Below are 10,469 nucleotides of genomic sequence, written 5' to 3'. Positions count from 1 at the left end.
GTGCCGCGGCCGGGGCGCTTTCGCCCTCTTCCACCAGTACCGCGATCGGCGTGTTCACCTTCACCCCCTCGCTTCCCTCGGCCACCAGGATGCGGCCGACCGTCCCCTCGTCGACCGCCTCGAATTCCATCGTGGCCTTGTCGGTCTCGATCTCGGCGATGATCTGGCCGGAGGTGACCTTGTCGCCCTCCTTGACCAGCCATTTCGCCAGCTTTCCCTCCTCCATCGTCGGCGACAGGGCGGGCATCAGAATTTCGGTAGCCATGCGTCAGTCCCCCCTTACGCGTAGATGTCGGTCCAAAGCTCCGAGAGCGCGGGCTCCGGGCTTTCCTTGGAAAATTCGGCCGCCTCGTTGACGATGGCCTTGATGTCCTTGTCGATGGCCTTCAGGTCGTCCTCGGTCGCGTGCTTGCCCTGGATCAGCAGTTCGCGCACATGCTCGATGGCGTCGCGTTCGTCGCGCATCTTCTGCACTTCCTCGCGGGTGCGGTATTTCGCCGGGTCCGACATCGAATGCCCGCGGTAGCGGTAGGTCATCACCTCGAGGATGTAGGGGCCGTTGCCCGCGCGGCAGGCGGCGACCGCCTTTTCGCCGGCAGCCTTCACCGCCAGCACGTCCATGCCGTCCACCGTCTCGCCGGCGATGCCGAAGGCCAGCCCGCGCGTATGCAGTTCCGGCGTCGAGGTCGACCGCTTCTGCGCGGTGCCCATCGCGTACTGGTTGTTCTCGATCACGAAGACCACCGGCAGCCTCCACAGCGCCGCCATGTTGAAGGTCTCGTAGACCTGGCCCTGGTTCGCCGCCCCGTCGCCGAAATAGGCGAAGGTGACGCGACCGTTGCCCTTGTACTTGTCGGCGAAGGCCAGACCCGCACCCAGCGGCACCTGCGCGCCGACGATCCCGTGGCCGCCATAGAAATGCTTCTCCTTCGAGAACATGTGCATGGAGCCGCCCTTGCCCTTGGAAAGGCCGCCCTCGCGCCCGGTCAGCTCGGCCATCACGCCCTTGGGGTCCATCCCGCAGGCCAGCATGTGGCCGTGGTCGCGGTAGGAGGTGATCCGCTTGTCGCCCTCCTCGGCGGCGGCCTCCAGCCCCACGACGACCGCCTCCTGGCCGATGTAGAGATGACAGAAACCGCCGATCAGGCCCATGCCGTAGAGTTGGCCCGCCTTCTCCTCGAATCGGCGGATGAGCAGCATGTCGCGATAGTAGGTGAGCAGGTCTTCCTTCGAAGTGTTTGATTTCGCGGTGGCCTTGCGCGCTGCCATTCCTGCGCCCTCCCATTGGCAAGAGATAGTTCAATGTTAAACTACTTATACCCGCATTGCGTTCGGGTTGCGAGATGTATTTGACGCAACGGAAGATCTTCGATCCGCCCCGCCATCATGGGCGTGTTTGGCGCGCGCGTCATGTGCTTTCTCTGGGATGGGCGATGCCCGACAGGCCGCACGTGCCCGGCGCGGCCTTGGTCAGTGGACGACGATTTCGTCCGCCCGGACGAGGCCGAGGACGTTGCGGGCACGCTCGTCGAGCAGATCGAGGTCGAGATAGGTATCCGACAGCCGGCGGGTGAGATTCTCCATCCGCGCGACCTCGGCGGCCAGCCGTGCGTGCTCGGCCAGAAGCGTCTCCTTCTCGGCCGTGGCCTGGACCCGGCGGAAGACGCCGAAGTTGCCCTGAACCGCCGCGAAGGTGAAATAGAAGCCGACGCAGGCGGCCGCCATGCTGGCAAGCGCCGCTCCGACTGCTGGCCGTTTCCGGGGTCCGCCCATCTCTGCTGTCCCGCGCCTCATCGCACCGCCTCTGTCGGGCGGGTTCCCGCGGACGATGCCACAGCCCGGATGCGAAGGGAATCCCCTCCGCATGATTTTTCCTGTTCCGCGCGTGTCAGCCCGCGACCGAGGCGTCGTAGATCGACTGGATCGCGGCATCGAGCGCCGCGGTGAACTCGGCGTCCGTCTGTTGCGCCGAAAGCCCCTCGGTCAGCGCGCGCGAGAAACTGGCGATGACGCCCGCGTTCTTCGCCAGCATCGCGTTCGCCTCGTCGCGCGAATACCCGCCCGACAGCGCCACCACCCGCATCACCTTCGGGTGATCGACGAGTGGCTTGTAGAGGTTTGCCCTGGACGGCAGCGTCAGCTTCAGCATGACTTCGGTGCCCGCGGGCAGCGTCTCGAGGTTCTGCTGGATTTCGGCGAGGAGGATCGCCTCCGCCTCCGCCTTGTCGGGAATGGAGATGGTGACTTCCGGCTCGATGATCGGCACCAGCCCATGCGCCAGCACCTGGCGGGCGACGTCGAACTGCTGGGCGACGTTCGCCGCGATGCCCTTGCGGTTCGCCGCGTCGATGACCGAGCGCTCCTTGGTGCCGAAGATGCCCTTCGCCACCGCGCGTTTCAGCAGATCGTCGAGCCCCGGCATCGGTTTCATCAGCCGCACGCCGTCCCTTTCCTCCTCCAGACCCTTGTCGATCTTCAGGAAGGGGACCACGCCGCGGTCCTGCCAGAGGAACTGCGCCGAGGGCTTGCCGCCGATCTCGCTGTCCATGGTCTTCTCGAAGAGGATCGCACCGATGACGCGCTTGCCGTCGAAGGCGGGCGAGGTGGCGATGCGTGCCCGCATCTGGTGGATGAGACCGTACATCTCCTCGTCGGACTTCCAGGCTTCGGCGCCGATGCCGTAGAGCTTCAGCGCCTTGGGGGTCGAGCCGCCGCTCTGGTCGAGCGCGGCGATGAAGCCCTTGCCGCTGCGCATCTGATCCGCCTGTTTCTGCCGTGTCATGATGACCTCCGCTCACGTCGCCGCATTCGGACCCCGGGCCCGTTGCCTGCTTCTAGGCGAGCGGCACGTTCCATGCAAACGTGGTGGCGCTAACGCTCCGCGGGCAGCGGCAGCCCGGAAACAATCCTTCCCGCAGGGAAGGGCGGGTGACGCTATTTCAGAAAGACCGCCGCGATCCGCGGCACGACGGCGCGCGGCACGAAGCGCGGCCCGATGGAGAAGAGCCAGTTGTGCAGGCCGGTGACCTTCACGCGCCGCCCCGCCTTCATGGCCCGCCAGCCCGCGCGCGCGACCGGGGCCGCGCGGGCGGGCCTCAGCGCGGTGAAGAGCCTGATCCCCTCCATGCCGGCATCCCTGGCGAAATTCGTGGCGGTCGCGCCGGGGCAGAGCGTGGTGACGGTGACGGGCGTTCCGCGCAGTTCCTCGGCGACCGCTTCGCCGAGCGCGAGAACATAGGCCTTGGTCGCGTGATAGACAGCCATGTTCGGCCCCGGCATGAACCCCGCCGTCGAGCCGACGTTGAGAATGCGGCCGCCGCCCTGCTGCAGCATATGCGCGACGGCGCGCTTGGTCAGGATGGTCAGGGCTGTGACGTTGACCATGACGGAGGCCATCTCCCGGTCGAAGCCCTGCCCGGCGAAGGGCCCGTTGGCGCCAAGGCCCGCGTTGTTCACGACGATCTCGATGTGCCGCCTCAGGGCCGCCTTGCGCCAGAGCGCCTCCACCGCGTCCGGCTCACGCAGGTCGGCAGGCCAGACTTCCACCGCGATCTTGTGCCTTGCCCGAAGCTCCTCGGCCAGCCGCTCCATCTTCGCCGCCTGCCGCGCGACGAGGATCAGGTCGCGACCCTCGGCCGCGGCAATCCTGGCGAACTCGACGCCGAAACCCTCCGATGCGCCGGTGATCAGCGTCCACTTGGCGGCCATGCTCTCCCCCCTTCCGGTTGCAGCCGCCCGACGCGGCGGCCCCGGGGCGCTTCGTGACGCAGAATTGCGGCAAAACCGGGGAGGCCATTGCCGCGATGGGCGCGACCGCCCGATTTGAGGACGGCGTGGCGGCGGTTCAGGCGCCGAGCGCGGCGACCCCCGGCAGGACCTTGCCCTCCATCCATTCGAGGAAGGCGCCCCCGGCCGTGGAGATGTAGCTGAAGTCGCCAGCCACGCCCGCCTTGTTCAGCGCCGCGACCGTGTCGCCGCCGCCGGCGACCGAGACGAGCCGCCCGCCGCGCGTCAATTCCGCTGCCTTCCGTGCCGCGGCGTTGGTCGCGGCGTCGAAGGGCTCGATCTCGAAGGCGCCGAGCGGGCCGTTCCAGATCAGCGTGCGGCAGCGCGCGAAGACCTCGGCGATCAGGTCGACCGTCTCCGGCCCGGCGTCGAGGATCATTGCGTCGGCCGGGCAGGCGTCGGCCGCAACGGTCTGGTTCGCCGCACCCGCCTTGAATTCCCGGGCCACCACCACATCGACCGGGAGTTCGATCGAGCAGCCTGTCTTCTTCGCCTTCTCCAGGATCGCGCGCGCCGTGTCGGCCATGTCCCGCTCGGCGAGCGAGACGCCCACCTCGATTCCCCTGGCGACCAGGAAGGTGTTGGCCATGCCGCCGCCGATGACGAGGTGATCGACCTTCTCCACGAGGTTGCCGAGCAGGTCGAGCTTGGTCGAGACCTTGGCGCCGCCGACGACGGCGACGACCGGCCGCTCCGGCTCGCCCAGGGCGGCGTTCAGCGCCTTGAGCTCCGCCTCCATCAACCGTCCGGCACAGGAGGGCATCAGATGCGCGATGCATTCGGTCGAGGCATGCGCCCTGTGCGCGGCCGAGAAGGCGTCATTGACATAGACCTGGCCGAGCGCCGCCAGCGCCGCCGCCATCGCCGGGTCGTTCTTTTCCTCGCCGGCGTGAAAGCGCGTGTTCTCGAGAAGGAGGACATCGCCCGGGCCCATTGCCGCCACCGCCTTCTTCGCCGGGGCGCCGATGCAGTCCTCGGCGAAGGCGACCTTCTGGCCGAGTGCCGCTTCCAGTGCCGGCAAGGTGACGCGCAGGCTCATCTCCGGCACGACCTGGCCCTTCGGGCGTCCGAAATGCGCCAGCAGCACGGGTTTGCCGCCCCGGCCCTGGATGTCCCGGATGGTGGGCACGATCTTCTCGATGCGGGTCGCGTCGGTGACATGGCCGGCCTCGACCGGCACGTTGATGTCGACGCGGACCAGCACCGTCTTGTCCGCCATCTCCATGTCGTCGATCGTTTTCCAGGCCATTTGCGCGAATCCTTCCGTCCCGGCGGTTTTCCGCAAATCTACCCGTCGCTTCGGGCCAAGCCTAGGCGATCCCGGATTCTTGCGACGCTTTGCCCTTTTCAGGGGCGCCCGGGGCGACTAGGTTCCCCCCGACATCGAAGGAGACCACCATGGCAGAGATCAAGGACCCGGAAAACACGATCATCATGACGCTGAAGGACGGCGAGGTGGTGATCGAGCTCCTGCCCGACGTGGCGCCCAAGCATTCCGAACGGATGAAGGCCCTCGCGCGCGCGGGCAAGTACGACAACGTGGCCTTCCACCGCGTGATCGACGGCTTCATGGCCCAGACCGGCGACGTGGAACATGCGAACATGGAGGACGGCTGGAACCCGCGCCGCGCCGGCACCGGCGGATCGGACCTGCCGGACCTGCCGGCGGAGTTCTCGCGCCTGCCGCATGACAGGGGCACGCTCGGCGCCGCGCGGTCGCAGAACCCCAACTCGGCCAACAGCCAGTTCTTCATCAATTTCAAGGACAACCACTTCCTGAACGGGCAGTACACGGTCTACGGCCGGGTGGTTTCGGGGATGGAGCACGTGGACCGGATCCAGCGCGGCGAGCCGCCGGAATCGCCCGACCGCATGATTTCCGTGAAGGTGGCGGCCGATGTCTGACACGCGCATCTTCGTCGGCTCGATGCTCGCGGGTCTGGCGGCCCTCGGCGTTGCGGCATTCATGTACACGAGCAGCAACCGAGCCATGGCGGCCGAGGACGGGCCGGGGCCGAATCTGGTGATCACGGTGGCCGGCGAGGCGGCCAACGGCACGGTCGTGATCGACCTGCTGCCGGACGTGGCGCCCAAGCACGTCGCCCAGATCACCGAGCTTGCCCGGACCGGCGCCTATGACAACGTCGTCTTCCACCGGGTCATCGACGGGTTCATGGCCCAGACCGGCGACGTGAAATACGGCAAGTGGGGCGAAGACCTCTCGATGGCCGGCACCGGCAAGTCGGACCTTGCGAACATCCCGGCCGAATTCTCGGACCTTTCGTTCCAGCGCGGTGTCGTCGGCATGGCGCGTTCCGCCAATCCGAACAGCGCCAACTCGCAGTTCTTCATCATGTATGCGCCGGGCGAGTTCCTGAACGGCGAGTACACGGTCGTCGGCCATGTCATTTCCGGCATGGAGGTCGTGGACGCGATCAAGAAGGGCAGCCCCGACCTCAACGGCGCGGTCGAAAACCCCGACCGCATGGTGTCGGTGACGGTCGAGTAGCTCCCGGGACGTAAGGGGCGGCCCCGAAGGGCCGCCCTGCGACCGCCCGCGCGCCGCGACCAGATCAGCGCTCGCGCAGTCTGCCCAGAGCGGCGACGACACGGTCCGCCATGGCGGCACAGCGTGCCCCGTCGAAGGGAAAGATCGCCTCGAACCCGCCCCGGACATGCCGTTCCAGCGTGACGCGCAGGCGACGGCGGGCACGAAACACGCGCGTCCGCACCGTGACCGGGTTCAGCGACAGGTCGCGCGCGATCGCAAGCACGCTCATGCCCTCGACCGCGTGCAGGACGAACGGCAGGCGCAGGTCCGGCGGAAGCTCCGCAACGGCCTGTTCCAGAAGGCCCCGGATCTGTGCCCGCGCCAGGGCCGTCTCGGGCATCTCCAACCTGAGGCCGGGGAAGGCAAGGATCTGCGGTGTCTCGGTCTCGGTCACGGTGTCGTAGTCCTGCACGGAGGGGCGGCCGCGTCGGCGCATCAGGGCGGTGTTGATCGCGATCCGCGTGATCCAGGTGGCGAAGGCGGCTGTGCCGTGGAAATCACCGAGGCGCGTGAAGGCCGTCAGGTAGGTCTCCTGCACGATCTCCTCGGCTTCTGCGTCGCTGTCCGCGATTCCGCGGGCGATCCGGAAAAGCCGCGGGTTCAGCCGGCGGATCAGTTCGCGCACCGCGGCCTCGCTGCCCGCCCGCGCCCCGGCGACAAGGTCGGCTTCCGGGGTGTCCGGCTGCGCGCGGTAGGTGTCTCGGGCCCGTGACTGCGCCGTCATCCGTCCAACTCCGTTCCGATCCTCCCCCGGGCGAGGATGTCCTCGGCCGAGGGCAGGGAGGCGAGGACCTCCGGGGACACGTCCTCCGTGTCGCTGCTCGCGTCCTCCCAGCCGGGATCGGCCGGATCGCCGACGACGATCCGCCCCGCCATGCCCGCCATCTCGTGCGGCAGGCAGTAGTAGTCATATACCCCCGGTGCCGTAAGCGTGACCTCGAAGCTTTCGTCAGGCAACAGGAAATCGCTGTCCCAGGGCTGCGCGCCCGCCGGGATACGCCGCCGCCGATCGAAGAGCGCGGGGTGGTAGGCGGTCGCGGTATGGCTGTTCCCCTTGTCCAGGTTGACGAAGCGGAGCGTCGTTCCGGTCGCGACGGCAAGTCCGCGCGGCGCGAACCAGACGCGATCTCCGCGCTCGGTTCCCCGCATCTCGATCACCTCGACGGCGGCGGCCCCGATCCGGGCCGCCATCGTGAGGGTGGCGAGCGCGCCACCCCCGAGGGTCAGAACCAAACGCCGAGACGCTGTCATTTCGCCAGCCGCGCCTTGGCGTCCGGGTCGTGGAAGAGCACGACGTGGGCGTGCGGCTTGTCCACGCCGGGATGGCCCGCGTTGTAGTAGATGTCGACACCGGTGACCGTGTCCGACGCCGTGGCGAGGTCGTCGTAGGCCGTCCCGTTCTGAAGCTCTTCCAGCGGCGTCATGTAGACCGTCGCGGAAAGCTTGCCGTCATGGTCATAGGCAAGGAACGGGCCCGCCGGCAGGGTGGCGGGGTCGACGAAGAGCGTTCCGAGGCCCGGGATGAACTCGGGCAGAGGCAGGGCGTCGCTGACTTGGACGAAGGGATCGCCCGGTGGGGCCTGCTCCGGCGCGTTTGCCTCCTGCGCGGTGGAAACCGCAGCCGTCGCGATCAGAAGCGCCGTGGCCGCAATAAGGGTCCGTTCCATGTCTCGTCCTTTCCTCATCATCCCGGCGCCTGTTCGTGGCGCCCGTATCCTTGGATGCGGCAGAACCGAAAATGTTCCCGCGACCGGATCATTCGGATGGAGGATGCGATCGCGGGGACGGCCGCGGCGCCTTGGCCGCGACGGACGGGACGCCGCTATGTCCCTCCGGGAGGCTTTCCGCCACTCAGAGGTCGAAGCCGTCCGGCTCGATCAACTGCGGCCCGTCGTCGGCGATGCCGAAGGGGCGCACCCGCCTGACCGCGTAGCGCCCGGTCCAGCCGGTGCCGAGCGTGGCGATGGTCTCCACGTCGCCCGTTTCCTGCTCAAGCCAGGGTGCGATCTCGGCCTCCGTCAGGATGATCGGCATCCTGGGATGCAGATGCGCGATCTGCGGGTCCGCCTCCCGTGTCAGGATCGCGGCGGTCAGGCTGCCGTCGGGCCGCGCCGCGCAGAGGCCGGCGAAGAGGAACACCGGGATGTTCTGCTCCACGGTGATGAACCAGGGCTGCTTGCGCCCCTTTTCCCCGGTCCATTCGTAATAGCCCGAGGCGGGGACGACGCAGCGGCCGTGCTTCCAGGCCGCGCGGAAGATGGGCTTCTCCGCCGCCGTCTCGATCCGGGCGTTGAAGGTGGTGGCCTTCCACTCCGATGCCTCGCCCCGGAAGAACCCGGGGATGAGCCACCAGCGGGCGCTGGCGGCGACGAGCCCCTCGGGCGTCCGGGCCGCGAGGGCGATGGTCTCGGTGGGCTTGATGTTGTAGCGCACCCGCGTCGTCGCGCCGCGAAGGATCGAGAGCGCCCCGTGGTAGTTGGCCCAGTTCTCGTCGCCGATCATGAATCGCCCGCACATGGGCCGAGCCTAGTGCGGCGTCCCGGCGAAGGAAACGCCCCGCCGCCTCAGCCCAGAACGACGAGTGCGTGGCGCTTCCTGCCCGCCGTCAGCTTCACCGGCTCCACAAGCTCGCCCGCGCCGAAGAGGAGGCCGGCGTCGGTGACGAGGTCGTCGTTCACCCGTGCTCCGCCCTCGGCGATGAGCCGCTTTGCGTCCTTGCCCGACTTGGCGAGGCCCGAGCGCACGAAGAGCTGGGCGATGCTGATCCCCTCGCGAAGCTCGGCGACGGTGAGGTGCAGCGTCGGCAGGTCGTCGCCGACGCCGCCGCGCTCGAAGACCTCGCGGGCGGTGGCCTCGGCGGCGACGGCGGCTTCCTCGCCGTGCAGGAGCGCGGTGGCGAGATTGGCGAGCGTCACCTTCGCGGCGTTGATCTCCGCCCCCTCAAGTGCGCCCAGCCGGTCGCATTCCTCGACAGGCAACTCGGTGAAGATCTTCAGGAACCGCCCCACGTCGGCGTCCGTCGTGTTGCGCCAGAACTGCCAGAACTCGTAGGGCGACAGCATGTCGGCCCTGAGCCAGACGGCGCCCGAGGCCGACTTGCCCATCTTGCGCCCGTCCGAGGTGGTCAGCAGCGGAGTCGTCAGCCCGTAGATCTCCCGGTCGAGAACCCGCCGCGTCAGGTCGATCCCGTTGACGATGTTGCCCCACTGGTCGGAGCCCCCCATCTGCAACAGGCAGCCGTAGCGGCGGTTGAGCTCGAGGAAGTCGTAGGCCTGCAGGATCATGTAGTTGAATTCGAGGAAGGACAGCGACTGCTCGCGGTCGAGCCGCGACTTGACGCTCTCGAAGCTCAGCATCCGGTTGACGCTGAAGTGCCGGCCGATGTCGCGCAGGAAGTCGAGGTAGTTGAGCCCGTCTAGCCATTCGGCGTTGTTCAGCATCAGGGCATCGGTCGCGCCCTCGCCATAGGCAAGGTAGCGGGCGAAGACCTCCTTCATGCTGGCGATGTTGGCGTCGATCGCTTCCGGCGTGAGCAGCGGCCGCTCCTCGGCGCGGAACGAGGGATCGCCCACCTTCGTCGTGCCCCCGCCCATCAGCGTGATCGGCTTGTGGCCGCATTTCTGCAGCCAGCGCAGCACCATGATGTTCATCAGGTGCCCGACATGCAGCGAGGCCGCCGTCGCGTCATAGCCGATGTAGGCCGGCACCACGCCCTTCGCCAAAGCCTCGTCCAGCCCCTGATAGTCGGTGCAGTCGGCGAGGAAACCGCGCTCCATCATCACGCGCATGAAGTCGGATTTCGGATGGTAGGTCATTGCCGGATCGTCCATTCTGCGATTGAACGCCCGTATATCGGCGCGGCAAGCCAAGGGGAAGGGCATGTTGAAGGCGGTGCCAGGGGATGGGCCGGTCTGGGCGCTCGGCACGATGTCGGGGACATCGCTCGACGGGGTGGACGCAGCCCTGGTGCGGACCGATGGCGAACGGATCTTCGCCTTTGGCGCGACCGCCTATCGCCCCTACACGGAGGCGGAGCGGGAGGCGGTCCGCGCCGCGCTCGGGCGCTGGCCGGGGGAGGCCGGGGTGGCCGAGGCGGCCGAAGTGGTCGAGACGGCCCATGCCACCCTGATGG

14 protein-coding genes are annotated in these 10,469 nt (G+C 67.9%); 3 read left to right on the top strand and 11 right to left on the bottom strand.

Annotation, left to right across the window (positions count from 1 at the left end; all coding sequences use genetic code 11):
- The 6 genes from F9K34_RS13575 to F9K34_RS13550 all read right to left on the bottom strand — a co-directional run.
- A partial coding sequence (locus F9K34_RS13575) for a biotin/lipoyl-containing protein (RefSeq protein WP_291337508.1) occupies positions 1-265 on the bottom strand: 265 nt, incomplete at its 3' end.
- Between the two features lie 14 nt (positions 266-279).
- Entirely contained in the window at positions 280-1,269 is a 990-nt protein-coding gene (gene pdhA, locus F9K34_RS13570; RefSeq protein WP_291337507.1) for a pyruvate dehydrogenase (acetyl-transferring) E1 component subunit alpha, read from the bottom strand.
- 201 nt (positions 1,270-1,470) lie between these two features.
- The gene (locus F9K34_RS13565; RefSeq protein WP_436405747.1) at positions 1,471-1,773 is read right to left on the bottom strand and encodes an FtsB family cell division protein; all 303 of its coding nucleotides are present in this window, start codon (positions 1,771-1,773) and stop codon (positions 1,471-1,473) included.
- Between the two features lie 115 nt (positions 1,774-1,888).
- A complete protein-coding gene (locus F9K34_RS13560; protein WP_291337505.1) occupies positions 1,889-2,782 on the bottom strand; it encodes a fructose bisphosphate aldolase in 894 nt (297 codons plus the stop codon).
- 152 nt (positions 2,783-2,934) lie between these two features.
- Positions 2,935-3,708 (bottom strand): SDR family NAD(P)-dependent oxidoreductase, encoded by a 774-nt coding sequence (locus F9K34_RS13555; protein WP_291337504.1) that lies wholly within the window; start codon positions 3,706-3,708, stop codon positions 2,935-2,937.
- Positions 3,709-3,844: 136 nt separating this feature from the next.
- Positions 3,845-5,035 carry a phosphoglycerate kinase gene (locus F9K34_RS13550; RefSeq protein ID WP_291337503.1) on the bottom strand — a complete coding sequence of 397 codons (1,191 nt, stop codon included), beginning with the start codon at positions 5,033-5,035 and terminating at the stop codon, positions 3,845-3,847.
- A 149-nt stretch (positions 5,036-5,184) separates the two neighbouring features.
- Between F9K34_RS13550 and F9K34_RS13545 the strand changes: the two genes are divergently transcribed.
- Complete coding sequence (locus F9K34_RS13545; RefSeq protein ID WP_291337502.1) at positions 5,185-5,691, top strand: peptidylprolyl isomerase; 507 nt, start codon at positions 5,185-5,187, stop codon at positions 5,689-5,691.
- Positions 5,684-6,295 carry a peptidylprolyl isomerase gene (locus F9K34_RS13540; RefSeq protein ID WP_291337501.1) on the top strand — a complete coding sequence of 204 codons (612 nt, stop codon included), beginning with the start codon at positions 5,684-5,686 and terminating at the stop codon, positions 6,293-6,295. The genes F9K34_RS13545 and F9K34_RS13540 overlap by 8 nt, the downstream gene beginning before the upstream one ends.
- A 64-nt stretch (positions 6,296-6,359) precedes the next feature.
- Here F9K34_RS13540 and F9K34_RS13535 read toward each other — a convergent pair whose 3' ends face one another.
- The 5 genes from F9K34_RS13535 to tyrS form a co-directional block, all read right to left on the bottom strand.
- On the bottom strand, positions 6,360-7,061 hold the full coding sequence (locus F9K34_RS13535; RefSeq protein ID WP_291337500.1) for an RNA polymerase sigma factor: 702 nt from the start codon (positions 7,059-7,061) through the stop codon (positions 6,360-6,362).
- On the bottom strand, positions 7,058-7,570 hold the full coding sequence (locus F9K34_RS13530; RefSeq protein WP_291337499.1) for a cupredoxin domain-containing protein: 513 nt from the start codon (positions 7,568-7,570) through the stop codon (positions 7,058-7,060). Before F9K34_RS13530 ends, F9K34_RS13535 begins: the two co-directional genes overlap by 4 nt.
- Before the next feature lie 14 nt (positions 7,571-7,584).
- Positions 7,585-8,004 carry a hypothetical protein gene (locus F9K34_RS13525; protein ID WP_291337498.1) on the bottom strand — a complete coding sequence of 140 codons (420 nt, stop codon included), beginning with the start codon at positions 8,002-8,004 and terminating at the stop codon, positions 7,585-7,587.
- 184 nt (positions 8,005-8,188) lie between these two features.
- A complete protein-coding gene (locus F9K34_RS13520) occupies positions 8,189-8,854 on the bottom strand; it encodes an SOS response-associated peptidase (RefSeq protein ID WP_291337497.1) in 666 nt (221 codons plus the stop codon).
- A 47-nt stretch (positions 8,855-8,901) separates the two neighbouring features.
- On the bottom strand, positions 8,902-10,152 hold the full coding sequence (gene tyrS / locus F9K34_RS13515; protein WP_291337509.1) for a tyrosine--tRNA ligase: 1,251 nt from the start codon (positions 10,150-10,152) through the stop codon (positions 8,902-8,904).
- Positions 10,153-10,216: 64 nt separating this feature from the next.
- On the opposite strand from tyrS, the gene F9K34_RS13510 reads away from it, so the two are divergent.
- Positions 10,217-10,469 (top strand): anhydro-N-acetylmuramic acid kinase (locus tag F9K34_RS13510; RefSeq protein WP_291337496.1); only part of this gene is annotated, 253 nt, incomplete at its 3' end.

The sequence above is a fragment of the Albidovulum sp. genome, assembly GCF_008933605.1.
Taxonomy (GTDB): domain Bacteria; phylum Pseudomonadota; class Alphaproteobacteria; order Rhodobacterales; family Rhodobacteraceae; genus Albidovulum.
This window is presented reverse-complemented; position numbering and strand designations above follow the sequence as displayed.

What these genes read in the sequence shown, in the direction of transcription:
- F9K34_RS13555 (WP_291337504.1), bottom strand. Translation starts at nt 3,708, where the DNA reads ATGGCCGCCAAGTGGACGCTGATCACCGGCGCATCGGAGGGTTTCGGC.
- F9K34_RS13525 (WP_291337498.1), bottom strand. Translation starts at nt 8,004, where the DNA reads ATGGAACGGACCCTTATTGCGGCCACGGCGCTTCTGATCGCGACGGCT.
- F9K34_RS13545 (WP_291337502.1), top strand. Translation starts at nt 5,185, where the DNA reads ATGGCAGAGATCAAGGACCCGGAAAACACGATCATCATGACGCTGAAG.
- F9K34_RS13535 (WP_291337500.1), bottom strand. Translation starts at nt 7,061, where the DNA reads ATGACGGCGCAGTCACGGGCCCGAGACACCTACCGCGCGCAGCCGGAC.
- F9K34_RS13520 (WP_291337497.1), bottom strand. Translation starts at nt 8,854, where the DNA reads ATGTGCGGGCGATTCATGATCGGCGACGAGAACTGGGCCAACTACCAC.
- F9K34_RS13565 (WP_436405747.1), bottom strand. Translation starts at nt 1,773, where the DNA reads ATGGGCGGACCCCGGAAACGGCCAGCAGTCGGAGCGGCGCTTGCCAGC.
- F9K34_RS13540 (WP_291337501.1), top strand. Translation starts at nt 5,684, where the DNA reads ATGTCTGACACGCGCATCTTCGTCGGCTCGATGCTCGCGGGTCTGGCG.
- pdhA (WP_291337507.1), bottom strand. Translation starts at nt 1,269, where the DNA reads ATGGCAGCGCGCAAGGCCACCGCGAAATCAAACACTTCGAAGGAAGAC.
- F9K34_RS13560 (WP_291337505.1), bottom strand. Translation starts at nt 2,782, where the DNA reads ATGACACGGCAGAAACAGGCGGATCAGATGCGCAGCGGCAAGGGCTTC.
- tyrS (WP_291337509.1), bottom strand. Translation starts at nt 10,152, where the DNA reads ATGACCTACCATCCGAAATCCGACTTCATGCGCGTGATGATGGAGCGC.
- F9K34_RS13550 (WP_291337503.1), bottom strand. Translation starts at nt 5,035, where the DNA reads ATGGCCTGGAAAACGATCGACGACATGGAGATGGCGGACAAGACGGTG.